Genomic DNA, 25,224 nt, shown 5'->3' on the forward strand with positions numbered 1-25,224 from the left:
TTTTTTGCGCACCTATCGAGCGCACCGCAGCGTGCGCAGCACCTACATGATTGCCGGGAGCATCCATGGACAACAAACGAAGCATTGGCATCGCCCTGGCGGTGGTGGTCATCATTGGCCTGGGCAGCCTGACCCTGAAGCCTGGCCTGCTGCCTTTCAGCGCCCAGGCTGAACCGGACACGCACGCCAACGAATCGGCGGACGCCCACGCAGGCGAAGAAGCCCACGCGGACGAGGAACATGGCGAGGACAGCCATGGCAGCGAGCCAGAACAGCACGGCGCCGCCAAAGCGGAGCCCGCTCACGAGGAAGAAGAAGGCCACCTTGAGCTCAGCGCCGAACAGATCAAGGCCGCCGGCATTGAACTGGTCGCCGCCGAGCCCCGACCAATGAGCACGTCAGTCACCTTCCCCGGCGAAATCCGCTTTGATGAAGACCGCACCGCCCACGTAGTGCCTCGCGTCGGCGGCGTCGTCGAATCGGTCAAGGTCGAGCTGGGCCAGAGCGTCAAAAAAGGTCAGGTGCTGGCCGTCATCGCCAGTCAGCAGATCTCCGATCAACGCAGCGAGTTGAACGCGGCGCAGCGGCGCCAGGAACTGGCGCGGCTGACCCTGCAACGCGAGAAGAAACTCTGGGAAGACCGGATTTCGGCCGAACAGGATTACCAGCAGGCGCGTCAGGCGTTTCAGGAAGCGGACATCAGCCTGTCCAACGCCCGGCAGAAGCTCAGCGCCATCGGCGCCAGCGTCAGCCCCACCGCAGGCAACCGCTATGAGCTGATTGCCCCTTTCGACGCGATGGTCGTGGAGAAACACCTGGCCATCGGCGAAGTGGTGAGCGACGCGAGCAACGCCTTCACGCTGTCTGATCTGTCCCGCGTCTGGGCCACCTTCGGCGTCGCACCCAAGGACCTGGACAAAGTCATCGTCGGTCGCCCGGTCTCGGTCAGCGCACCCGACCTGAACGCTCGCGTCGAGGGCCGTATCGGTTATGTCGGCAGCCTGCTGGGTGAGCAGACCCGCGCGGCCACCGTTCGCGTCACCCTCGCCAACCCCAACGGCGCCTGGCGACCGGGGCTGTTCGTTTCGGTCGATGTGGCGGCAGAACAGAGCCAGGTCGCGGTCAGTCTGCCGGAGTCGGCGATTCAGACCGTCGAAGACAAGCCTTCGGTGTTCGTGCGCAACGACGAGGGCTTTCAGTTGACGCCCGTCACGCTCGGCCGCAGCGATGGCGGCTACGTGGAAATCGTTAAAGGCCTGGCCGCAGGCACCCAAGTGGCCGCCGCCGGCAGCTTCATTCTCAAGTCGGAGCTGGGCAAAGGCTCCGCCGAGCACGCCCATTGACCTGCGTCGTACGAGTATTCCCTCATGTTTGAACGGTTGATCAAATTCGCGATTGAACAGCGCATCGTGGTGATGCTCGCGGTCCTGCTGATGGCAGGGCTGGGCATCGCCAGTTACCAGAAACTACCCATCGATGCCGTACCCGACATCACCAACGTACAGGTGCAGATCAACACCTCGGCGCCCGGTTTTTCGCCGCTGGAGACCGAGCAACGCATCACCTTCGCCATCGAAACCAACATGGCCGGCCTGCCCGGTCTGCAACAGACACGCTCGCTGTCGCGCTCGGGTCTGTCACAGGTCACGGTGATTTTCGAGGACGGCACCGACCTGTTCTTCGCCCGCCAACAGGTGAACGAACGGCTGCAGATTGCCAAGGACCAGTTGCCCGAAGGCGTCGAAACCATGATGGGGCCGGTCTCCACCGGACTGGGCGAGATTTTCCTGTGGACCGTCGAAGCCCGAGAAGGCGCACGCAAGGAGGACGGCACGCCGTACACGCCGACCGACCTGCGGGTGATTCAGGACTGGATCATCAAGCCGCAGTTGCGCAACGTGCCCGGTGTGGCTGAAATCAACACCATCGGCGGCTTCGCCAAACAGTATGAAATCGCGCCCGACCCCAAGAAACTCGCCGCCTACAAGCTGACCCTGAATGATCTGGTTGCAGCGCTGGAGCGCAACAACGCCAACGTCGGCGCGGGCTACATTGAACGAGGCGGCGAACAACTGCTGATCCGCGCACCGGGCCAGCTCGAAAACATCGATGACATTGCCAACATCGTCATCGCCAACGTTCAGGGCACGCCGATTCGGGTGAGCAGCGTGGCTGAAGTCGGCATCGGCAAGGAAATGCGCTCCGGCGCGGCCACTGAAAACGGTCGCGAGGTAGTCCTCGGCACTGTGTTCATGCTGATTGGCGAAAACAGCCGCACGGTTTCCCAGGCCGTGGCCGCCAAACTGGCCGACATCAATCGCACACTGCCCGAAGGCATCGAAGCGGTTACTGTTTACGACCGCACCAATCTGGTCGAAAAAGCCATTGCGACGGTGAAGAAAAACCTCGTCGAAGGCGCGATTCTGGTCATCGCGATCCTGTTTCTGTTTCTGGGCAATATCCGTGCTGCGTTGATCACGGCGATGGTCATCCCGCTGGCGATGCTGTTCACCTTCACCGGCATGTTTGCCAACAAGGTCAGCGCCAACCTCATGAGCCTCGGCGCGCTGGACTTCGGCATCATCGTCGATGGCGCGGTAGTGATCGTCGAGAACTCGATTCGCAGGCTTGCCCATGCGCAGCAGAAACACGGCCGCATGCTGACCCGCGCCGAACGCTTCCATGAAGTCTTCGCTGCGGCTAAAGAGGCTCGACGCCCGCTGATCTTCGGCCAGTTGATCATCATGGTCGTGTACCTGCCGATCTTTGCCCTTACCGGCGTCGAAGGCAAAATGTTCCATCCGATGGCGTTTACCGTGGTGATCGCCCTGCTGGGTGCCATGATCCTGTCGGTCACCTTCGTGCCTGCGGCCATCGCCATGTTCGTGACCGGCAAGGTCAAGGAGGAAGAAGGCTTCGTGATGCGCACCGCTCGCCAGCGCTATGCGCCGGTGCTCGGCTGGGTGCTGGGGCATCGCTGGATTGCCTTCACCCTGGCGTTCGTGGTGATGGTGTTGTCCGGTTTTACTGCCAGCCGCATGGGCAGTGAGTTCATCCCGAGCCTGAGCGAAGGCGACTTCGCACTGCAGGCCCTGCGCGTGCCTGGCACCAGCCTGACGCAATCGGTGGACATGCAGCAGCGCCTCGAAAAGGCCGTGATCGAAAAGATGCCGGAAGTGGAGCGCATGTTCGCGCGCACCGGCACGGCAGAAATTGCCGCCGACCCCATGCCGCCGAACATCTCCGACAGCTACGTGATGCTCAAGCCGCAAAGCGAATGGCCGGACCCTGACAAGTCGCGGGAAACCCTGATCGCCGAGTTGCAAAAGGCCGCTGCCAGCGTGCCGGGCAGCAATTACGAGTTGTCCCAGCCGATCCAGTTGCGCTTCAACGAACTGGTGTCGGGCGTGCGCAGCGATGTGGCGGTCAAAGTGTTCGGCGACGACATGACCGTGCTCAACCAGACTGCCGCCAAAATCGCCGCGGCCATGCAAAAGGTGCCAGGCGCGTCCGAAGTGAAGGTCGAGCAGACCACTGGCCTGCCGGTGCTGACCATCAATATCGACCGCGACAAGGCGGCGCGCTACGGCCTCAACGTTGCCGATGTGCAGGACGCCATCGCCACCGCGCTGGGCGGACGGCAGGCCGGCACACTCTATGAGGGTGATCGCCGCTTCGACATGGTGGTGCGCCTGTCCGAACAGCTGCGCACCGACGTGGCCGGACTGTCCAGCCTGCTGATTCCGGTGCCGGCCAGCGCAGGCAGCATTAACCAGCAGATCAGCTTCATCTCGCTGTCGCAGGTCGCCAGCCTCGATCTGGTGCTGGGGCCGAACCAGATCAGCCGCGAGAACGGCAAGCGACTGGTGATCGTCAGCGCCAACGTGCGTGGCCGTGACCTGGGCTCATTCGTCGAGGACGCGGGCCAGACCATCGACAGCAGCGTGCAGATTCCGACGGGCTACTGGACCAACTGGGGCGGTCAGTTCGAACAGTTGCAGTCGGCCGCCAAACGCCTGCAGATCGTGGTCCCCGTTGCGCTGTTACTGGTGCTCGCGCTGCTGTTCCTGATGTTCAACAACCTCAAGGACGGCCTGCTGGTCTTCACCGGCATCCCGTTCGCCCTGACCGGCGGCGTCATGGCGCTGTGGCTGCGCGACATACCGCTGTCGATCTCCGCAGGCGTGGGGTTCATCGCCCTGTCAGGTGTGGCGGTACTCAACGGACTGGTGATGATCTCGTTCATCCGCAACCTGCGCGAAGAAGGCCGCTCCCTGCACGACGCCATCACCGAAGGCGCCCTCACCCGCCTGCGCCCGGTACTGATGACCGCGCTGGTCGCATCGCTGGGCTTCATCCCGATGGCGCTGGCAACAGGCACCGGTGCAGAAGTGCAAAGGCCTCTGGCGACTGTGGTGATCGGCGGGATTCTCTCGTCCACGGCACTGACCTTGTTGGTGTTGCCAGCGTTGTATCAGTGGGCGCATCGGCGGGAGGAGGAAGAGGTGGAAGACAAGTGACTGGCTGAGCCATGACGTAGACCAAAAAAAACGCCCCTCGGGGCGTTTTTTTGGTCGACGAGTAATCAGAGAACACTCAGCGGGTATTCCACAATCACCCGCACTTCATCCAGATCCGACTCGAACGCGGTCGCTCGGGTTGTGGCCTGACGCACGCGGACTGAAAGGTCTTTCATGGTGCCGGTCTGCACGATGTATTTGGCTTCGATGTTGCGCTCCCAGCGTTTCTGGTCGGTCAGCGGGTTGCCCTGCGCGTCGCGGCGCATGTAGGTGCTGTTGGCGTTGGAGTAATCGGCATCGGTGCCTTTGCCGTAACGGGTCATGAACGTCAGGCCCGGCACGCCGTAGGTGGTCATGTCCAGGTTGTAAGTGACCATCCACGAGCGTTCCTTCGGTGAGTTGAAGTCGCTGTACTGGATGGAGTTGGCCAGAAAGATCGAGTCGGACAGTCTCAGGTAATCGAAGTCGTCGTCGCCCTGGTTGCGTTGATGGGACACCGCCAGGCTGTGCGCGCCGTATTTCAGGCCGACACTGGCACTCCAGATGTCGTTGTCGAACTCGCCGAGCAGGCGCTTGCCTTCGTCGGTCGCGTTGTAATAGTTCAGGCTGCTGGTCATGGACAGGTCGCTGGTGATCGGCAGCACGTAGGAGGCCGAGCCGTATTTCTGATCCCAGGCATCCTTCAACCGGCTGGTGTACAGCGAAAGGTTCAGTCTGTCGGTGGCTTCATAGTCGCCGCCAAAGTACGCGAGCCAGGGCGAGTCGACCGGCCCGGCGTAAAACGTGGAAAAGCCTTCTTTCATGTCACTGGATGCAGGCTGGCTCATCCCGTTGAGGCGACCACCCTGCACAGTCAGGCCTTTGATGCTGGTGTTACTGGCAGTCACGCCGCGAAAGCTTTCCGGCAGCAGACGCGCATCACCGTAGGCAACCACTGGCGTCACTGGAAACACATCGCCGACATGAACCACAGTGTCAAAAGCTCTGGCTTTCAGTGCGCCGCCGACTTTGGTGTATTCGTCGCGGGCGTTGCCATCCGAATCGACAGGCATCACCGAGAACGGCGTCTGCAGGCCGTTTCGCCCGTCGCCCGTGTCCAGCTTAATGCCGACCATGGCGAACGCATCGAGGCCGACGCCGATGGTGCCCTGGGTGAAGCCCGATTCGAACCGCCCCATGATGCCGTGCGCCCAGCCTTCGGAGTAGCCGCTGCCCGTCGGGCTCGACTCGCCATTGCGGTGGTCACGGTTCATGTAGAAATTTCGGTTGAGAATATTGAGCGTGCTGCCTTCGACAAACCCTTCTTTCTGCTCTTCTGCGAAGGCGGCAAAGGGTGTCATCCCGGCGAGGGTCGAACACAAGGCGAGGGAAAGTCTTTTACGTTGAGTCATGTGCGCTCCGTTCATTTGGCAGATCGGGTAAACGTGTCGACCTGGCATGTTGTTATAAATAGACGGCTGCCAGTGAGGCACAATCTTGAAGAGGCGGAGATAACACGAAGATGACGAGAAGATTACAAATCCGAAAGAAACGCTACTTGCACTAAAATCAGAATAACACTTCAGAAATACGAAACTAATACAATATGCCAACTGGCATATTGTGCTTTTTAAAAAAGCAAAAAAAAGCGCCCCGAAGGACGCTTAAACATTCGCCTCAACCAAAGGAGCCGGAAAGCTGCCAAAGGCGAACAAGGGTGCTGCTCATTGCAAACCAAACGCGTTAGCCTTCAGTCTTGTCGGACTTGTCAGACTTGGATTTCTCATCCGAGTTGACGTACTGCTCACCTTGCTTGGCGGCCTGACGCTCCTGGAAACGCTGCTCCTGGGCCATGCGCATCTTGTCTGCAGCGGTGCTTGCGAATTCGTTGCCGTCGTCGGCAAAGGCGCTTGTAAAGGACAAGGCGGCGACTGCAAAGATCATCGATTTAATCAGTTTCATCTTCATTTCCTCTTCTCTCGTTAATGTCTGGACCCTGCGTTGCGCTGGGCGCTTTGCAGGAATGAGCCAAGCTTACGCGCCACTAACTAACAAGAAGGTGAGCGGAAAATTACAAATTTGTCATGAACGAAAAATCATTGAAAAACCGGGTAATCTCCAAACTTACAAAAACGTAATTATTCAGTAACGTTCGCGTTAACCCCCGACCGTTACATTGAGCTCACTTTCAAACAACGGAGAACACGAACATGCGTACTACTGCTAAATCCCTGCTGCTGGCCCTGGCGATTCTTTCCCCTCTGAGCGCTTTTGCTTACACCTCAGACGAAGTCAAGGCAGAAACCCTGATCAAGGATCACCAGGCCGCCGTGCAAAAATATGCAACCCGCGCTAACAAGCCGATGCCGGAAATCAAGGAATACCATTACGGGATGCACCTGGATGTCGCGAAAGTCATCCGCAAGTCGCCGGACGTCAAGACCTGCAGCGTGATGCCGAAACTGATGACTTACCAGGATTCCAAAGGCGATCTGAACACCGTTCAGTACCAGGTTCTCAGCGGCTGCCGTAACAGCCAATGATTCCAGACATGCCAGGAGGCCACCCCGCTACATTGAACCCAACGCTCCACCCACCCTCAGCCCGGACCCCAGTCCGGGCTGATTTTTTTGCGTCTGTTTCCCCTGCGCAGGGCTCCGTCTCCTGCTGTCACCCCGTCTGATTGCCGCGTTTTTTTGCAACATGTAGGTCGTTGCGTGGTCAACGCAAACCCCAATTGTGTTTGTGGCAATGTGCCTGAACCGCTGCCCGGTCCATCACACTCTGCCTGGGTGTAGCTCTGCCACGCCGCAATTGAAACTGGATACACAGACTCTGGAATGACGGATGCTTGAACTTGTTGCTGCCTTTATCTGCCTCACTTCGCTGCTGACCTATGTGAACTTCCGCTTTATCGGTCTGCCGCCTACCATCGGCGTGATGGTCACTGCGCTGATGTTTTCGCTGATCCTGCAGGGCTTGAGCCTGATGGGCTTTCCGGGCCTGGAAAATCGCGTTCAGGAACTGATCGGCCAGATCGACTTCGGTGATCTGCTGATGAACTGGATGCTGTCCTTCCTGCTGTTCGCCGGCGCCCTGCACGTCAACCTGGCGGACCTGCGCAGCTACCGCTGGCCTATCGGGCTATTGGCGACGTTCGGCGTGTTGATCGCAACCACCGTGATCGGCGCACTGGCGTACTGGATCTTTGCCCTGTTCGGTTGGCACGTCAGCCCGCTCTACTGCCTGTTGTTCGGCGCACTGATTTCGCCGACCGACCCCATCGCGGTACTGGGCGTGTTGCGGACCGCCAATGCCTCGAAGCCGCTGAAAACCACCATTGTCGGCGAGAGTCTGTTCAACGACGGCACGGCGGTTGTGGTGTTCACGGTGTTGCTGGGCATCGCGCAACTGGGTGAAACCCCGACCGTCGGTGAAACGGCCATGCTGTTTGTGCACGAAGCCGTGGGCGGCGTGCTGTTCGGCGGCCTGATCGGCTATGCCGTGTACCTGATGATCAAGAGCATCGAGCAGTATCAGATCGAGGTCATGCTGACCCTGGCATTGGTCATCGGTGGATCGGCGATGGCGTCGGAGCTGCACGTTTCCGGCCCTATCGCGATGGTCGTGGCTGGACTGATCATCGGCAACCTGGGACGCAATCTGGCGATGAACGACATGACCCGCCGTTACATGGACGGTTTCTGGGAATTGCTGGATGACATGCTCAACGCCATGCTGTTCGCGCTGATCGGCATGGAGCTGTTGCTGCTGCCGTTTTCGTGGCAGCACCTGACTGCCGCAAGCCTGCTGGCCGTGGCGATTCTGCTGTCGAGGTTTGTCACCGTGGCACCGGCGATTCTGCTGCTGCGTCGCTGGCGCTCTGTGCCGCAGGGCACCATACGTATTCTGACCTGGGGCGGTTTGCGTGGCGGTGTTTCCGTTGCGCTGGCACTGGCCCTGCCGACCGGGCCGGAGCGCGACCTGCTGCTGAGCATTACCTACATCGTGGTGCTGCTGTCGATCCTGTTGCAGGGCCTGACCATCGGCAAACTGGTCAAGGCCGTCACGCGGGAGCCGCAGGTGAAGGACTCGGCGCACTGAGTGAGTCGCAATCGGTTGCGGAGCCTCAGGCGCTGCGCGCCGTATTGAACAGGGTCATCGCCATGGCGCGTCGGTAATCGCTGGGCGTCTGGCCTGTCTCGACGCGAAAGTGCCGGTTGAAGTTGGAGAGGTTGGCATAGCCGACCTCGAAGCAGATGTCCGACACCGACATGTCGGACTGCAACAGCAATCGGCAGGCGCGCTGAATTCTCAGTTTTCGCATCAGGTCGATGAAGCCGTGACCGGTGTTGCGTTTGAAGAAACGTGAAAATCCGGGATCGGTCATCTCCAGGCGCTGAGCGATCACCGACAGACGAATGTCATTGGTCAACTCGCTCAACAGATAGTCGAACGCCTTGTTGATCCGCTCGGCGCTGCGCGCGTCCAGCGTCGGTGCGTAGCAACTGCTGGCCAGCAGATGAGCTTCCTGAGACGGAGCCTTGACCAGCGTATTGATCAACTGCAGAAAAAGTATCAGCCGCTCCAGCCCTTGCGCCGTGCCGATGTCTTCCATGAGCCGCGTTGCCCGCACCGCCGTTGCACCCGTGAATTCGATACCACGGCGTGCCTGCTCGAACAGACGCTGCAACTCGCCCAGTTCCGGCAGCGTCTTGCGCAACGCCAGCAGCGCAGCACCGTCGAACTGCAAGACCACGTCGCGCCCCGGCAGATGCTCGCCCGGCGCCAGATCACCTATCCAGTCATGGGGCAGGTCGGGGCCGATCAGCGCGACATGGCCTGCGTCGAACCCGCCGATGTAATCGCCCGCCACCAGCTTGCCGCTGCCACGGCGGATCAAGTGAATCTCGAATTCGGGATGATGATTCCAGCGCGCCAGGGCGTAGGGATAGTCGTGCTCGTACCAGCGAAAACACTGGTCCGGCTCGGGAAGAATGACTTCAAGTTCGGCGGGACGCTGCTCGAAAAGAGCGGCTCGGCTGTCAGGCATTGCAGGCGCCTTTTATCGTTATGGGTGCTTCGTGCAGGCATCAACATACGCCTGCCTGATCCACTCTCGCTAGCGGTGATACCGACCGGCACTGATACTTTTTTGATTTCGGACGACCGGAGGACATTCGGTTAAAAAAGTATCGGAATGGCATCCGCAGTGCGTTTGTCCGGGTTCGGTTTGGCTGCTGTAATCGGGTCTCCGCCGTGGCAGTTGCCTCCCGTAAAGCAGCCTCGTTTCACAAACACCACGGCCAACAACAAAAACAATGACTCCCGCCATCAGCGGCGCGGAGTGGAGAGCACGACGATGAAGATGCACAAAGCGCTTTTCCTGTCTGCCGGTCTGTCCTTCGCCCTCGTCAGCCACGCGGCTGAGACCATCACCATCGCTACCGTTAACAACGGCGACATGATCCGCATGCAGCGCCTGTCGAAAATCTTCGAGCAGCAGCATCCTGACGTGAAGCTTAACTGGGTGGTGCTGGAAGAGAACGTACTGCGCCAGCGACTGACCACCGACATTGCGACCCAGGGCGGCCAGTTCGATGTGCTGACCATCGGCACTTACGAAACCCCGTTGTGGGGCGCCAAGCAATGGCTTGAGCCGATTACCGGTTTGCCGCCTGAATACGACCTGCAGGACATTTTTCCGGCCGTGCGTCAGGGCCTGTCCGTGAAAGACACGCTATACGCCCTGCCGTTCTACGGCGAAAGCACCATCACCTATTACCGCACCGACCTGTTCAAGCAGGCCGGACTGACCATGCCGGAGCACCCGACCTGGACGCAGCTGGGCGAGTTTGCCGCCAAACTGCATCAGCCCGACAAAGGCCTGTACGGCATGTGCCTGCGCGGCAAGGCGGGCTGGGGCGAGAACATCGCACTGCTGAGCACCATGGCGAATGCCTTCGGCGCGCGCTGGTTCGACGAACAATGGAAGCCTGAACTGACCAGCCCGGAATGGACCAGAGCGGCAAACTTCTACGTCGACACCCTCAAGAAGTACGGCCCGCCCGGCGTGACCAGCAACGGCTTCAACGAAACGCTGGCCCTGTTCAACAGCGGCAAGTGTGCGCTGTGGGTGGACGCCAGCGTCGCGGGCTCGTTCACCACCGACAAGGAACAGAGCCGGGTCGTCGACAGCGTTGGCTTTGCGCCTGCACCTACCGAAGTCACCGATAAGGGCTCGTCGTGGCTCTACGCGTGGTCGCTGGCAATTCCCGTCACCTCCAAACATAAAGAGGCCGCCAAGGCGTTCATTACCTGGGCGACGTCCAAGGAATACATCCAGTTGGTGACCGAGAAAGACGGCATCAGCAACGTACCGCCAGGCACTCGTACTTCGACCTATAACGAGGCTTATCTAAAGGCCGCGCCGTTCGCCAAGGTGACCTTGCAGATGATGCAGCACGCCGATCCTGCGCATCCGTCTGCCAAACCGGTGCCTTACGTCGGCATTCAGTACGTGACCATCCCGGAATTCCAGGCCATCGGCACCTCGGTCGGCAAGCTGTTCACCGCAGCGTTGACCGGGCAGACCACGGTCGAGCAGACCCTTGCCGCGGCCCAGATGGTGACTGAACGCGAGATGAAACGCGCCGGGTACCCCAAGTAATCCGACACACTTTTGAAAGACGGATAACGAATCATGAAAAGACTGGAAGGTAAAAGCGCGCTCATCACCGGTTCTGCCCGTGGCATCGGCCGCACCTTTGCGCAGGCCTATATCCGCGAAGGTGCAACGGTCGCCATCGCCGACATCAATCTGCAACGTGCACAAGCCACAGCAGACGAACTCGGGCCGAACGCCTATGCGGTCAGCATGGACGTGACCGATCAGGCGTCCATCGATCAGGCAATCGCTGCCGTGGTGGCGCAGACCGGCAAGCTGGACATCCTGATCAACAACGCTGCGCTGTTCGATCTGGCGCCGATTGTCGACATTACTCGCGAGAGCTTCGAGCGGCTGTTCTCGATCAACGTCGGCGGTGCGCTGTTCACGCTGCAGGCGGCTGCCCGGCAGATGATCGCCCAGGGACATGGCGGCAAGATCATCAACATGGCCAGCCAGGCGGGACGTCGAGGTGAAGCACTGGTCGGTGTGTATTGCGCGACCAAGGCTGCCGTCATCAGCCTGACCCAGTCGGCCGGGCTGGACCTGATCAAACACCGCATCAACGTCAACGCCATCGCGCCCGGCGTGGTGGACGGCGAGCACTGGGACGGCGTCGATGCGTTGTTCGCCCGTTACGAAAACCGCCCGCTCGGTGAAAAGAAAAAGCTGGTCGGCGAACAGGTGCCCTTCGGACGCATGGGTACGGCGGACGACCTGACCGGCATGGCGATTTTCCTCGCCTCGGCGGACAGCGAGTACGTGGTGGCGCAGACGTATAACGTGGATGGCGGCAACTGGATGAGCTGATCCTGTGAACAAAAGCCGGTCGCCACTTCCATTGACGGGGCGATTGGCTAAGATGCCCGGACCGCACGTCGTGATCCGCGGCATCACCGAGGCACAGGAGCTGCAATGTCCACCGAAGAGGAGCTCGCCATTTCCGGCGGCACACCGATGATTCCCGATCAGCGTCGAGAGCTGATGCTGCGTCAGTTGCGCAAGCATCAGGTGCTCAGCGTGCATCAGTTGATGGAGATGTTCGATTGCTCGCACATGACCATCCGCCGCGACATCGCGTTGCTGGAGCAGGAAGGGCGTGCCTATTCGGTCACAGGCGGGGTGCGCATCGCCAGTCAGGTGCACAGCGAGCCCAGCCATCAATCCAAGGCCGTGGTCGAGCTGCCGCACAAGCAGGGCATGGCGCGACTGGCGGCCGGTCTGCTGCATCCGGACATGACGATCTATCTGGACGCAGGCACCAGTACGCTGGAAATCGTGCCGCACATTGTTGCGCTGTCGGGTATGACGGTGGTCACCAATGACTTTGGCGTGGTGAACGCACTGGCCGATGCCGGGCACGTGGATGTGATTCACACCGGCGGCCTGCTCGATCATCCGAACCGCTCAAGCGTCGGCGGGCTGGCGGCTGCGACCTTGCGGCAACTGGCGACGGACGTGGCGTTCATGTCCACCAGTTCGTGGGATCTGCAGCGCGGGACCACGACGCCCTCGGCACTGAAAGTCGAGGTCAAGCAGGCTGCCATGCAATCTGCTTCGCAAACCGTGCTGGTCGCGACCAGCTCCAAATACGGCACCTTTGGCATGTACAAGGTCGCCGCGCTGGACCAGTTCGACACCATCATCACCGACGCCGCCCTGGCCGAGGCTGCCGCCGACGGCATCCGCAAACAACGCATCGAACTGCTCCTCGCCCCGGTCGGCGGCAAGCGCTAGGTTCGTCCCGCCCTCACCTGCGCGTCGCCTGTGGAAGCGGACGCGGAGCGTCCCAAGATGCATTCCCACGCTGGAGCGTAGGAACGATCGGCGTGAGGGCTGAAGTCGTATGAATAATCGTGCCTGTGACGCTCTGCGTCACCGCCCCAGCCTGCCCGATGGAAAAACCCTATCGATGTTAACTTATGTGAAAAATAAAAATACTTCACATTATTTACTCATTGATCCACTATCCAATTCACAGATCAGAACAATAACGTCCACATGCCGGTCTCACAGGCGCGGACACTGACTTTGAGGATTACTGCATGAACACTAAGAATGTTGGCGTCATCGGCCTGGGTGCGATGGGTCTGGGCATTGCCCGTTCGTTGCTGCGCAGCGGCTTCAATGTGCATGCCTGCGATGTGCGCACCAGCGTGACCGAGGCGTTCGCTCAGGAAGGTGGTGTTGCCTGTGAGTCCCCGGCGGCCATGGCCGCTGCCTGTGATGTGATCGTCACGGTCGTGGTCAATGCCGAGCAGACTGAAACCGTGCTGTTCGGCGAGAACGGTGCCATCGCCGCGCTGCGTCCCGGCAGTCTGGTGATCGGCTGCGCCACCGTTGCGCCGACCTTCGCGGTCGAGCTGGGTGAGCGTCTGGCTGCACAGCATCTGCTTTACCTCGACGCCCCGATCTCCGGCGGCGCAGCCAAGGCCGCTTCCGGCCAGATGACCATGATGACCTCCGGCCCTGCCGAGTCGTACGCCAAGGCTGAAGCCATCCTCAACGGCATGGCAGGCAAGGTCTATCGCCTGGGCGACGTCCACGGCCTGGGCTCGAAAGTCAAAATCATTAATCAGTTGCTGGCCGGCGTGCACATCGCCGCGAGCGCCGAAGCCATGGCGCTGGGTCTGCGTGAAGGTGTCGATGCCGACGCGCTGTACGAAGTGATCACCAACAGCGCAGGCAACTCGTGGATGTTCGAAAACCGCGTGCCGCACATTCTCAATGCCGATTACACGCCGCTGTCTGCCGTCGACATCTTCGTCAAGGACCTGGGCCTGGTACTGGATACCGCCCGCAGCAGCAAATTCCCGCTGCCGCTTTCGGCCACCGCACACCAGATGTTCATGCAGGCCTCCAGCGCCGGTTTCGGTCGCGAGGATGACTCGGCCGTGATCAAGATTTTCCCGGGCATCGAACTGCCGAAAGCCAAGACCGATAAAGCCTGAGGAGCCTTCGATGAGCCTGACTCACTCTCGCCCGTTGCTGGGCTGCATTGCCGATGACTTCACCGGCGCGACCGACCTGGCCAACATGCTGGTACGCGGCGGCATGCGCACCGTGCAGAGCATCGGCATTCCGAGCGCCGAAATGGCGGCCGGTCTGGACGCCGACGCCATCGTCATCGCCTTGAAATCCCGCACCACGCCTTCGGCCGACGCGGTCGCCGAATCGCTGGCCGCGCTGGAATGGCTGCGTGAGCGCGGTTGTGAACAGATCTTCTTCAAATACTGCTCGACCTTCGACTCGACCGCCGCTGGCAACATCGGCCAGGTCAGCGAAGCGCTGCTGGAACAACTGGGCAGCGACTTCACCCTGGCGTGCCCGGCATTCCCGGAAAACGGCCGTACGATCTTCCGTGGTCACCTGTTCGTGCAGGACCAGTTGCTCAGCGAATCGGGCATGCAGAATCACCCGCTGACGCCGATGACCGATGCCAATCTGGTGCGCGTGCTGCAAGCTCAAACCACTCACAAGGTCGGCCTGCTGCGTTACGACAGCGTCGCCAAAGGCGTGGACAGCGTGCGCAGCAAAATTGCCGAGCTGCGTGCCGAAGGGGTGAGCATGGCGATTGCCGATGCGCTGTCCGACGCCGACCTGTACACGTTGGGCGAAGCCTGCGCCGACCTGCCGTTGCTGACCGGCGGCTCGGGCCTGGCGCTGGGCTTGCCGGGCAACTTTCGCAAGGCGGGCAAGCTGCGTGATCTCGACGCGGCCAAACACATCAACGTGGGCGGCAGCGAAGTAGTGCTGGCAGGCAGCGCATCGGTTGCCACCAACGGTCAGGTTGCGGCCTGGCTGGAAGGCAATCGCCCTGCCCTGCGCATCAACCCGCTGGACCTCGCCGCGGGCAAACCCGTGGTCGAGCAGGCGCTAACCTTCGCCAAAGATGCCGGGCAAACCGTACTGATCTATGCCACCAGCACGCCGGATGAAGTCAAAGCCGTGCAGAAAGAGCTGGGCGTAGAGCGCTCCGGCGCGATGGTCGAGGACGCGTTGGGTCAGATCGCCAAAGGTCTGCTGGACGCGGGCGTGCGACGCTTCGTGGTCGCAGGCGGTGAAACCTCCGGCGCGGTGGTACAGGCGCTCGGCGTGCAATTGCTGCAGATCGGCGCGCAGATCGATCCAGGCGTCCCGGCCACCTTCAGCACTGGCGCCCAACCGCTGGCGCTGGCCCTCAAGTCCGGCAACTTCGGCGCACGCGACTTCTTCGCCAAGGCCCTCAAGCAACTGGCGGGGGAAGCCTGATGATCGACGAAAATGCTCTGCGTCAGGAAATCTGTGATGTCGGCAGACTGCTCTACGGCCGTGGCTACACCGTCGGCAGTGCAGGCAACATCAGCGCGCGTCTCGACGATGGCTGGCTGATCACACCGACCGATGCCTGCCTGGGTCGCATGGACCCGGCCGACATCGCCAAGGTCAATCTGGCCGGCGAATGGGTCTCCGGCAGCAAGCCGTCCAAGACCCTGGCGCTGCACCGGGAAGTCTACGACCGCAACCCTGAAGTCGGCGGCGTGGTGCACACCCACTCCACACATCTGGTGGCGCTGACGCTGGCTGGCGTGTGGCGTGAAGACGACATTCTGCCGCCGCTGACGCCTTATCAGGTCATGAAAGTCGGGCACATTCCGCTGATCCCCTACGAGCGTCCGGGCTCGCCGAAGGTCGCCGAACAGGTCGCGCAACTGGCCAACAGCGTGCGTGGCGTGATGCTCGAACGCCTCGGCCCGGTGGTCTGGGAAAGCTCGGTGGCCAAGGCCTGCTACGCCCTGGAAGAACTCGAAGAAACGGCCCGTCTGTGGCTGATGAGCAATCCCAAACCTGCCCCGCTGGAGCCTGAGGCTCTGGAAGAACTGCGGCAAGTGTTCGGCGCAAAGTGGTAGCCGATACCCATTGATCCGGAGGCGCGTCGCGCCTCTTGGCCAACCCCGGCATGGCCGGAAAACAATAACAACAGGAATCGAGAGCATGACTTACCTACATCCCGCTTTTGTTCGGATTTGCTCACTGTCACCCCTTGTCACTCCTGAAGGGAGCGCGCAGGCATGACGCCAATCATGTTGATGGTCGTGGCCGGTGCGGGCATCGCACTGCTGTTGTTTCTGGTCCTCAAGTACAAATTCCAACCCTTTGTCGCCCTGATGCTGGTCAGCATCATCGTGGCGCTGGTCGCGGGCGTTAAGCCTGCCGATCTGGTCGCCACGATTGAAGGCGGCATGGGCAAGACCCTGGGTCACATCGCGATCATCATCGCCCTGGGCGCGATGATCGGGCGCATCATCGAACTCTCCGGTGGCGCAGAGGCGCTGGCCAGAACCCTGATCAACCGTTTCGGCAACAAGCGCACGCCGCTGGCGCTGACGGTGGCGGGTTTCATGGTCGGCATTCCGGTGTTCTTCGAAGTCGGCGTGATCATCCTCATGCCATTGGCTTATGGCGTGGCCCGTGCCGCTCGCAAGCCGCTGATGATCTTCGCCCTGCCGATGTGCGCCGCGTTGCTGGCGGTCCACGCCTTTCTGCCGCCGCATCCGGGCGCTGTTGCCGCAGCCAGCCAGTTGGGCGCCGACCTGGGTCGCGTGCTGATGCTGGGTATTCCGATTGTCGCCGTGCTGTGTGTGATCGGTTACTTCGTGGCCGGTCGCATGACCCGCAAGACCTACCCGATGACCGACGACATCCGCGCCGAAGTCTACGGCCCGCACGTCACCAACGAAGACCTGGAAGCCTGGGCGCGCAACGACTATTCGAACGTGCGTGAAGCCACCGAAACCCGCTCGATGGGTGCCGAGGAAAGCGCCAGCAGTCTGGCGAGCAAACTGCCGCCTGCGCCTGCACCGGGCTTCGGTCTGATCATCGCGCTGATTCTGCTGCCAATCGTGCTGATCCTCATGGGTACGCTGGCAACCACCATGTTGCCTGCCGATTCAACAGTGCGCGCCATCCTGACTGTGCTCGGCGCGCCACTCGTGGCGCTGTTGATTGACACACTGCTGTGCGCCTGGCTGCTGGGTTCGCGCCGTGGCTGGAGCCGCACGCAAGTCTCCGACGTGATCGGTTCGGCGTTGCCGGGTGTGGCGATGGTGATCCTGATTGCCGGTGCCGGTGGTGTGTTCGGCAAGGTGCTGGTCGATACCGGTATCGGTGCGGTCGTCTCCGAAGCGCTGCGCAATACCGGTCTGCCGGTGCTGGCGCTGGGCTTCCTGCTGACCCTGCTGCTGCGCGCTGTGCAAGGTTCGACCACGGTTGCGTTGGTCACCACCGCCGGCATTCTCAGCCCGCTGATCGCGACCCTGGACCTGAGCGCCAACCATCTGGCCCTGCTGTGTCTGGCCATGGGCGGTGGCGGTCTGGCGATGTCGCACATCAACGACGCCGGTTACTGGATGTTCACCAAACTGGCCGGCCTGAACGTCGCCGACGGCTTGCGCACCTGGACCGTACTGGTCACGCTGCTGGGCACACTGGGCTTCGTGATTACCCTGCTGCTTTGGCCATTCGTCTGACCCTTTGAAGACTGGAGTTAACATGCCTCGTTTTGCCGCCAACCTCAGCATGCTGTACCCGCAGCATGATTTTCTTGAGCGCTTTGCCGCAGCGGCCGCCGACGGTTTCGGCGCGGTCGAGTACCTGTTTCCCTACGCCTGGACACCGCAGGAGCTCAAGCAGCGCTTGAGCGACAACGGCCTGGTGCAGGCGCTGTTCAATGCACCGCCGGGCGACTGGGACGCGTGCGAACGAGGCATCGCCACACTGCCCGGTCGTGAAGCGGAATTTCGCAGCGGCATCGAACGTGCGCTGGAGTACGCGCAGGTATTGGGCAATGACCGGATTCACGTCATGGCCGGCCTGCTGCCCAGTGAAAACCTGCGCGAACGTCATCAGGCCGTGTATCTGGAGAACCTCGCGTTTGCGGCCGAACAGGCCAAGGGCGCCGGGGTGACGATCCTGATCGAGCCGATCAACACCCGCGACATGCCGGGCTTTTTCCTCAATCGTCAGGATCAGGCGCAGGACATCTGCAAGCTGGTGGGTGCGGATAACCTCAAGGTGCAATTTGACTGCTACCACTGCCAGATCGTCGAAGGCGACCTGACCAGCAAACTGCGTCGCGACTTTGCCGGTATCGGTCACATTCAGATCGCAGGTGTGCCGGATCGCAACGAGCCGGACCTGGGCGAACTGAACTACGAGCACCTGTTCAACGTCATCGACGAGTTGGGCTATAAAGGCTGGATCGGCTGCGAATACCGCCCGAAAGGCGACACCAGCGAAGGGCTGGCGTGGTTGCGGCAGTTGCAGGGGAAGTAATCACACTGATCGACAGCGGACGCGGAGCGTTCTGAGCGGCATTCCCACGCGGAGCGTAGGAACGATCAGCGTGATCTCGGGCACGCCGACCATACCCATGCTCCGCGTGGGCATGCAGCCCATGACGCTCTGCGTCACATTCCAGAGTGGACGCGGAGGAGCGATCAATACCGCTTACTCAGGCGCGTCAAACTGATCCTTGATGTAGCGAATCTCGGTCCGGCCATGCGGCGCGGGCTGTCCGTCTTCACCCAGATTGACGAACACCATCTTCTCGACCGTCAGGATGCTCTTGCGGGTGATCTTGTTGCGGACCTGACACATCAGCGTGATCGAGGTGCGACCAAACTCGGTGGCGGTGATGCCCAGTTCGATGATGTCGCCCTGACGCGACGCACTGACAAAATTGATCTCGGAAATGTACTTGGTCACCACACGCTGGTTGCCCAGTTGAACAATGGCGTAGATGGCCGCTTCTTCATCGATCCAGCGCAACAGGCTGCCGCCGAACAGGGTGCCGTTGGGATTCAGGTCTTCAGGCTTGACCCATTTGCGGGTATGGAAATTCATGTTCACTCCTGAGCGTCTTCGATAAGAGAACCGCATGATGGCAGAGCCAGCCGCTCGCGCCCATGCCTTGCCCCATTGTGACTGTGTATAGGGGCAATTGACGCCCCGCGATCTTCTTGAATAAATAGAACAACTAAGCCGCTGAGCGCAAAGAACATTCCGGCAAATGCCGATCCAGACGCCCGCCAGCCGACAGAAAACCTTGGGAAGAATCGCCAGCGCAGCTATACTGCCCTCCGTTTCAAGCGGCCATCCACGCTGATGCCGTTCCCGCCACCTGTCCGAGGGGCGCTGCAGCAGGTTCTCCCTGTCAGGCTCGGATGGGGCGTTGTTTGACCGACTGATGCTCAGTCGGCAAGCCTTAAACGCACAACGGCGCCCATTCGCATTTTTATGGAATGGAGACTCTCAATGAGTGCTGTAATCACGCCCGCAGAATTCAACGATTTCAAGGTTGCCGACATTTCCCTGGCTGCCTGGGGCCGTCGCGAAACCATCATCGCCGAATCCGAAATGCCAGCCCTGATGGGCCTGCGCCGCAAGTACGCCGGTGAGCAGCCTTTGAAAGGCGCGAAAATCCTCGGCTGCATCCACATGACCATTCAGACTGCCGTGCTGATCGAAACCCTGGTTGCCCTGGGTGCCGAAGTACGCTGGTCGTCTTGCAACATTTTCTCTACTCAGGATCAGGCCGCTGCTGCCATCGCTGCTGCCGGTATCCCTGTGTTCGCCTGGAAAGGCGAGACCGAAGAAGAGTACGAGTGGTGCATCGAGCAGACCATCCTGAAGGACGGTCAGCCTTGGGACGCCAACATGATCCTCGACGACGGCGGCGACCTGACCGAGATCATCCACAAGAAATACCCGGCGATGCTGGACAAGATCCACGGCGTCACCGAAGAAACCACCACCGGCGTTCACCGTCTGCTGGACATGCTGGCCAAGGGCGAACTGAAGATCCCGGCCATCAACGTCAATGACTCGGTAACCAAGAGCAAGAACGACAACAAATACGGCTGCCGTCACAGCCTGAACGACGCCATCAAGCGCGGCACCGACCACTTGCTGTCCGGCAAGCAGGCGCTGGTGATCGGCTACGGTGACGTGGGCAAGGGCTCGGCCCAGTCCCTGCGTCAGGAAGGCATGATCGTCAAAGTGACCGAAGTCGACCCGATCTGCGCGATGCAAGCGTGCATGGACGGTTTCGAACTGGTCTCCCCGTTCATCGACGGCGAGAACGACGGCACCGAAGCGAGCATCGACAAGGCGCTGCTGGGCAAGATCGACCTGATCGTCACCACCACCGGTAACGTCAACGTCTGCGATGCCAACATGCTCAAGGCATTGAAGAAGCGTGCCGTGGTCTGCAACATCGGTCACTTCGACAACGAAATCGACACCGCTTTCATGCGCAAGAACTGGGCATGGGAAGAAGTGAAGCCACAGGTTCACAAGATCCACCGCACAGGCCCTGGCGCGTTCGACGCACAGAACGATGACTACCTGATCCTGCTGGCCGAAGGCCGTCTGGTGAACCTGGGCAACGCCACTGGCCACCCGAGCCGCATCATGGATGGCTCGTTCGCCAACCAGGTTCTGGCTCAGATCTTCCTGTTCGAACAGAAGTACGCCAACCTGTCGCCAGCCCAGAAAGCCGAGCGCCTGACCGTTGAAGTACTGCCGAAGAAACTCGACGAAGAAGTGGCCCTGGAAATGGTCCGCGGTTTCGGCGGCGTCGTGACCAAACTGACCAAGACCCAGGCCGACTACATCGGCGTGACCGTCGAAGGTCCGTTCAAGCCACACGCTTACCGCTACTGATTCATCGCCTGCCTGGAACGTTCGGTGTCTCGACACCGCACGCTCCGTTGGCAGGCAGATGAGACCTGTGGGAGCGGACTTGTCCGCGAAGGCATCTGATCTATCACCCGTCTTTCGTTGATAAGCAGATTTCTTCGCGGACAAGTCCGCTCCCACTCTGCGACCTCCCCGTTCGCTTCAAGATGAGATCGGCCTCCATGAGCCAAGAACGTCGCTACAGCTTCGAGTTCTTCCCCACCAAGACCGACGCTGGACATGAAAAGCTGCTGAACGTTGCCCGTCAGCTGGCAAGCTACAACCCGGATTTTTTCTCCTGCACTTACGGTGCCGGTGGTTCGACCCGCGACCGCACGCTCAACACCGTGCTGCAGCTGGAAAACGAAGTCAAAGTACCGGCCGCCCCGCACCTGTCATGCGTGGGTGACAGCAAGGCTGACCTGCGCGGTCTGCTGAGCCAGTATCAGGAAGCCGGTATCAAGCGCATCGTTGCGCTGCGCGGCGACCTGCCTTCCGGCATGGGCATGGCCAGCGGTGAGCTGCGCCACGCCAATGATCTGGTCAGCTTCATTCGTGAAGAGACCGGCAGCCACTTCCACATCGAAGTCGCCGCCTACCCGGAAATGCACCCGCAGGCCCGCAACTTCGAAGACGACCTCAAGCACTTCGTCAACAAGGCCAACGCCGGTGCCGACAGTGCGATCACCCAGTATTTCTTCAACGCCGACAGCTATTTCTACTTCGTCGAGCGTGTGCAGAAGATGGGCGTGAACATCCCTATCGTGCCGGGCATCATGCCGATCACCAACTACAGCAAGCTGGCACGCTTCTCCGACGCCTGCGGTGCGGAGATCCCGCGCTGGATCCGCAAGCAGCTGGAAGCGTACGGCGATGACGTACAAAGCATTCAGTCGTTCGGTGAAGAAGTCATCACCGAAATGTGCGAGCGACTGCTGCAAGGCGGCGCCCCTGGCCTGCACTTTTACACCCTGAATCAGGCGGATCCGAGCCTGGCAGTCTGGAACAACCTCAAACTGCCACGCTGACAGCCGCTGCAATACCGCGATTTCCCTGACAATTTCCGGGAGATCGCGGCGCAATACACCGTTGGGCAGCAGGAAAGCGGCGTATTGCGTTCGCTCTGTTATACTCCAGCCTTCCCGCCAGGCTTACGCCCGGACGCTCGGTCTTGCAAACGCTACCTCGCTCACGCCAACAGCACACTTTTCATCCCGTGCAGGCGTCAGGAGAAGGCTGAAGACCCCGCAGGACCGGACGGGATCGCGTTGTCTTTACACGCCATTCACGCCAGGCAAGACATCCCTTGAGCTTAAGCTCCAACAGAACAGGATTACTCATGTCCTTTGCTTCCCTCGGTCTCTCCGAGGCTTTAGTCCGCGCCATCGAGGCAGCGGGCTACACCCAGCCTACTCCGGTGCAACAGCGGGCCATTCCCGCCGTGTTGCAAGGTCGCGACCTGATGGTTGCGGCACAGACAGGTACTGGTAAAACCGGCGGTTTCGCCCTCCCTATTCTGGAGCGGCTGTTTCCCAATGGTGTTCCGGACAAATCCCAGCGTCATGGCCCGCGTCAACCACGCGTTCTGGTCCTGACCCCGACTCGCGAACTGGCTGCACAGGTGCATGAGAGCTTCAAGATCTATGCCCGCGACCTGAAATTCGTCAGCGCCTGCATCTTCGGTGGCGTCGGCATGAACCCACAGGTTCAGGCCATGTCCCGCGGTGTGGACGTACTGGTGGCCTGCCCTGGTCGCCTGCTCGATCTGGCTGGCCAAGGCAGTGTCGACCTGTCCCACGTTGAAATCCTGGTGCTCGATGAAGCGGATCGGATGCTCGACATGGGCTTCGTCCACGACGTGAAAAAGGTCCTGGCCCGCTTGCCTGCCAAGCGTCAGAACCTGCTGTTCTCGGCCACGTTTTCCAGCGACATCACGGCGTTGGCCGGCAAGCTGCTGCACAACCCCGAGCGCATCGAAGTCACGCCGCCGAACACCACGGTCGAGCGTATCGAGCAACGTGTTTTCCGTCTGGCGGCCAACCACAAGCGCTCGCTGCTGGCGCACCTGATCACCGTCGGCGCCTGGGAACAGGTGCTGGTGTTCACCCGCACCAAGCACGGCGCGAACCGTCTGGCCGAGTACCTGGACAAGCATGGCCTCGCTGCCGTCGCTATCCACGGCAACAAGAGCCAGAACGCACGCACCAAGGCGCTGGCCGATTTCAAGGCGGGCGATGTCCGTATCATGGTCGCCACCGATATCGCCGCTCGCGGTCTGGATATCGATCAGTTGCCGCACGTGGTCAACTTCGAGCTGCCGAACGTCGATGAAGACTATGTTCACCGCATCGGTCGTACCGGCCGTGCCGGTCGTTCGGGCGAGGCGATCTCGCTGGTTGCTCCGGACGAAGAGAAGCTGCTCAAAAGCATCGAGCGCATGACCAAGCAGAAGATCCCGGACGGCGATCTGATGGGTTTCGACATCACTGCAGTCGAGGCTGAAAAGCCTGAAGTGCGTGAGCGTCCCGATGTTCGCAATCCGCGTGGCGCACGTCCGGCCCGTGGTGATGGCGACAAGAACAACGGCGGTCGCCGCGACAAGGGAAAGGATAAGGGCAAGGAAAAGCCGGCTGCCGCTGCAGCCAGTGGCGAACGCCCTGCCCGTCAACCGCGCGAAAAAAAACCTCGTGAAGGGACGCCTCGCGGCGAACAGCGCGCCTCGCAGGCCGCTGCACCCCGCCCGCAGTCGGACCGTGCGCCTGACGAGTTCCTGGATGACGAAGTGGATAACTTCGGCAACCGCGCTGATTACGTCAGCCCGTATCAGGGCAAAGGCCAGAATCGTGGTCGTCGTCCGGCGGCAGCGCCTGGCGCAGCAGCACCGGCAGCCGGTGGCGCAGCGCGTCCTGCCAACCCGGGTCGTACCGGTGGCGGCGCACGTACAGGTTCCGGCACTGGCGCACCGAAGCGTAACGGCGCAGGTGCAGGCACCGGCTCTGCACCCCGCTCGCGTGATGGTCAGGCTCCACGCAACCGTCGTCCGTCAGCGCCTCGTGAAGACCGCGCACCTCGTGAGCCGCAGGAACCTGCAGTTCGCAGCCAGCGCGATGGTCAGCCACAGCCGAAGATCGTGCACAAAGAGTCCAAGATCGACCGCTTCCCGTCGGCCGAGCAACTGGATCAGTTGCCAGCCCGCCCACGCGGTGAAAAACCGGCCCTGCTGACCCGCAACCGCGACAGCTGACAGCCGAGCAACAAACAAAACGCCCCGACTCGCTCGGGGCGTTTTTGTTTGTGCGGACTGTTTGCTCGCTGTGATCGTACCCATCGCTGCGCATCACATCCGAAGCGGACGCGGAGCGTCCTGAGCGGCATTCCCACGCGGAGCGTAGGAACGATCAGCGTGATCTCAAGAGCGCCGATCATGCCCATGCTTGTGCCCAGCGTTATACCCGAGTCTTGCTGCGACCACGGACTGTGGGAGGCGGCTTGCCGGCGATGCTTTTTCTGAAGCGACCTATCAGTGACTGAACCGACGCCATCGCCGGCAAGCCGCCTCCCACGGGGTATGGTCAGTCACTTTCGTTTTACCCCCCGTTTTGCGCGTCTTGCGGACTTGTGTATAGCGATGAGTGCTTCGCGTGTGCATGCAACCCGTGACGCTCCGCGTCACTTCCTCCGACTGCACAAACGCCACACACAAAAACGCCGACCCAAGGGTCGGCGTTTTTTTGCTTCAGGCGGACACTTACTTCTTCTGTACGCCTTCGAAGGTGATGTCCAGATCCAGCGTCTGCGACGTCGGGCCTGGGCCTTTGATGCCGAAGTCGTTCAGGTTCAGCGTCGAAGTACCGTTGAAGCCGGCACGGTAGCCGCCCCACGGATCCTTGCCTTCGCCGTTGAAGGTGGCCTTGATCACGATTGGCTTGGTCACGCCGTGCAGGGTCAGGTCGCCGGTCACGTCGGCAGTCTTCTCGCCGGTGGACTTGACGCTGGTGGACACGAACTTGGCTTCAGGGAATTTACCAGCGTCCAGGAAGTCCTTGCTCAGGATGTGCTTGTCACGTTCAGCGTGGTTGGTGAACAGGCTGGCGGTCTTCAGTTCGACCGCGATCTTGCTCGCTTCAGGCTTGGCAGCGTCAAAGCTGAACGTGCCGTCCCAGTCCTTGAACGTACCGTGAATGAAGCTGTAACCCAGGTGGCTGATCTTGAAGTCAACGAAAGCGTGCTGACCTTCCTTGTCGATAACATAGTCGGCAGCCATTGCCTGGCCAGCGGACAACAGTGCGGTACCCAGAGCCAGAGCGGCGAGAGACTTCTTCAACATGCTTTTATTCC

The 25,224-nt window shown here is 60.8% G+C and carries 20 protein-coding genes and 1 riboswitch; of the genes, 15 read left to right on the forward strand and 5 right to left on the reverse strand.

Annotated elements, in window-relative coordinates; all coding sequences use genetic code 11:
• Window positions 1–65: 65 nt before the first annotated feature.
• Complete coding sequence (locus tag QRN20_RS11835) at window positions 66–1,343, forward strand: efflux RND transporter periplasmic adaptor subunit (protein ID WP_122413398.1); 1,278 nt, start codon at window positions 66–68, stop codon at window positions 1,341–1,343.
• 24 nt (window positions 1,344–1,367) lie between these two features.
• Window positions 1,368–4,520: a CusA/CzcA family heavy metal efflux RND transporter gene (locus QRN20_RS11840; RefSeq protein ID WP_122413399.1), complete on the forward strand. Its 3,153-nt coding sequence runs from the start codon at window positions 1,368–1,370 to the stop codon at window positions 4,518–4,520.
• A 65-nt stretch (window positions 4,521–4,585) separates the two neighbouring features.
• Here QRN20_RS11840 and QRN20_RS11845 read toward each other — a convergent pair whose 3' ends face one another.
• Together QRN20_RS11845 and QRN20_RS11850 are read right to left on the reverse strand one after the other, a co-directional pair.
• On the reverse strand, window positions 4,586–5,911 hold the full coding sequence (locus QRN20_RS11845; protein ID WP_058430656.1) for an OprD family porin: 1,326 nt from the start codon (window positions 5,909–5,911) through the stop codon (window positions 4,586–4,588).
• Between the two features lie 331 nt (window positions 5,912–6,242).
• Window positions 6,243–6,467: a hypothetical protein gene (locus tag QRN20_RS11850; RefSeq protein WP_025995661.1), complete on the reverse strand. Its 225-nt coding sequence runs from the start codon at window positions 6,465–6,467 to the stop codon at window positions 6,243–6,245.
• 242 nt (window positions 6,468–6,709) lie between these two features.
• Between QRN20_RS11850 and QRN20_RS11855 the strand changes: the two genes are divergently transcribed.
• Complete coding sequence (locus QRN20_RS11855; RefSeq protein WP_004880266.1) at window positions 6,710–7,042, forward strand: DUF2790 domain-containing protein; 333 nt, start codon at window positions 6,710–6,712, stop codon at window positions 7,040–7,042.
• Window positions 7,043–7,346: 304 nt separating this feature from the next.
• Window positions 7,347–8,603: a cation:proton antiporter gene (locus QRN20_RS11860; RefSeq protein WP_025995662.1), complete on the forward strand. Its 1,257-nt coding sequence runs from the start codon at window positions 7,347–7,349 to the stop codon at window positions 8,601–8,603.
• 25 nt (window positions 8,604–8,628) lie between these two features.
• Here the strand turns inward: QRN20_RS11860 and QRN20_RS11865 are convergent, their stop codons facing one another.
• Complete coding sequence (locus QRN20_RS11865; protein WP_285360405.1) at window positions 8,629–9,552, reverse strand: AraC family transcriptional regulator; 924 nt, start codon at window positions 9,550–9,552, stop codon at window positions 8,629–8,631.
• A gap of 309 nt (window positions 9,553–9,861) precedes the next feature.
• Between QRN20_RS11865 and QRN20_RS11870 the strand changes: the two genes are divergently transcribed.
• The 8 genes from QRN20_RS11870 (at window position 9,862) to otnI (ending at window position 18,480) form a co-directional block, all read left to right on the forward strand.
• Entirely contained in the window at window positions 9,862–11,169 is a 1,308-nt protein-coding gene (locus tag QRN20_RS11870; protein WP_088234399.1) for an ABC transporter substrate-binding protein, read from the forward strand.
• Between the two features lie 33 nt (window positions 11,170–11,202).
• Window positions 11,203–11,976 carry an L-iditol 2-dehydrogenase gene (locus tag QRN20_RS11875; protein WP_058430658.1) on the forward strand — a complete coding sequence of 258 codons (774 nt, stop codon included), beginning with the start codon at window positions 11,203–11,205 and terminating at the stop codon, window positions 11,974–11,976.
• A gap of 105 nt (window positions 11,977–12,081) precedes the next feature.
• Window positions 12,082–12,903 carry a DeoR/GlpR family DNA-binding transcription regulator gene (locus tag QRN20_RS11880; RefSeq protein WP_004880275.1) on the forward strand — a complete coding sequence of 274 codons (822 nt, stop codon included), beginning with the start codon at window positions 12,082–12,084 and terminating at the stop codon, window positions 12,901–12,903.
• Window positions 12,904–13,211: 308 nt separating this feature from the next.
• The gene (gene ltnD, locus QRN20_RS11885; RefSeq protein ID WP_004880277.1) at window positions 13,212–14,117 is read left to right on the forward strand and encodes an L-threonate dehydrogenase; all 906 of its coding nucleotides are present in this window, start codon (window positions 13,212–13,214) and stop codon (window positions 14,115–14,117) included.
• 10 nt (window positions 14,118–14,127) lie between these two features.
• A complete protein-coding gene (gene otnK / locus QRN20_RS11890; protein ID WP_058430659.1) occupies window positions 14,128–15,417 on the forward strand; it encodes a 3-oxo-tetronate kinase in 1,290 nt (429 codons plus the stop codon).
• Complete coding sequence (gene otnC / locus QRN20_RS11895; RefSeq protein ID WP_058430660.1) at window positions 15,417–16,055, forward strand: 3-oxo-tetronate 4-phosphate decarboxylase; 639 nt, start codon at window positions 15,417–15,419, stop codon at window positions 16,053–16,055. Before otnK ends, otnC begins: the two co-directional genes overlap by 1 nt.
• Window positions 16,056–16,217: 162 nt before the next feature.
• On the forward strand, window positions 16,218–17,675 hold the full coding sequence (locus QRN20_RS11900; RefSeq protein ID WP_025995668.1) for a GntT/GntP/DsdX family permease: 1,458 nt from the start codon (window positions 16,218–16,220) through the stop codon (window positions 17,673–17,675).
• 22 nt (window positions 17,676–17,697) lie between these two features.
• Complete coding sequence (gene otnI, locus QRN20_RS11905) at window positions 17,698–18,480, forward strand: 2-oxo-tetronate isomerase (RefSeq protein WP_029244154.1); 783 nt, start codon at window positions 17,698–17,700, stop codon at window positions 18,478–18,480.
• Between the two features lie 174 nt (window positions 18,481–18,654).
• On the opposite strand, the gene QRN20_RS11910 is transcribed toward otnI, so the two are convergent.
• Complete coding sequence (locus QRN20_RS11910; protein ID WP_004880288.1) at window positions 18,655–19,050, reverse strand: acyl-CoA thioesterase; 396 nt, start codon at window positions 19,048–19,050, stop codon at window positions 18,655–18,657.
• Between the two features lie 277 nt (window positions 19,051–19,327).
• Window positions 19,328–19,438, forward strand: a riboswitch (S-adenosyl-L-homocysteine riboswitch).
• Between the two features lie 23 nt (window positions 19,439–19,461).
• Here QRN20_RS11910 and ahcY point away from each other — a divergent pair.
• The 3 genes from ahcY to rhlE2 all read left to right on the forward strand — a co-directional run bounded on the left by ahcY (window position 19,462) and on the right by rhlE2 (window position 24,130).
• Entirely contained in the window at window positions 19,462–20,871 is a 1,410-nt protein-coding gene (gene ahcY / locus QRN20_RS11915; protein ID WP_004880290.1) for an adenosylhomocysteinase, read from the forward strand.
• A gap of 182 nt (window positions 20,872–21,053) precedes the next feature.
• Window positions 21,054–21,914, forward strand: coding sequence for a methylenetetrahydrofolate reductase [NAD(P)H] (metF, locus tag QRN20_RS11920; RefSeq protein WP_257013800.1), 861 nt, complete (start codon window positions 21,054–21,056; stop codon window positions 21,912–21,914).
• 311 nt (window positions 21,915–22,225) lie between these two features.
• A complete protein-coding gene (gene rhlE2 / locus QRN20_RS11925; RefSeq protein ID WP_025995671.1) occupies window positions 22,226–24,130 on the forward strand; it encodes an RNA helicase RhlE2 in 1,905 nt (634 codons plus the stop codon).
• A gap of 504 nt (window positions 24,131–24,634) precedes the next feature.
• Here rhlE2 and QRN20_RS11930 read toward each other — a convergent pair.
• Complete coding sequence (locus tag QRN20_RS11930; protein ID WP_004880308.1) at window positions 24,635–25,213, reverse strand: YceI family protein; 579 nt, start codon at window positions 25,211–25,213, stop codon at window positions 24,635–24,637.
• Window positions 25,214–25,224 lie beyond the last annotated feature (11 nt).

It is taken from the genome of Pseudomonas sp. fls2-241-TYG-175, assembly GCF_030209155.1.
GTDB classification, from domain to species: Bacteria; Pseudomonadota; Gammaproteobacteria; order Pseudomonadales; family Pseudomonadaceae; genus Aquipseudomonas; species Aquipseudomonas viridiflava.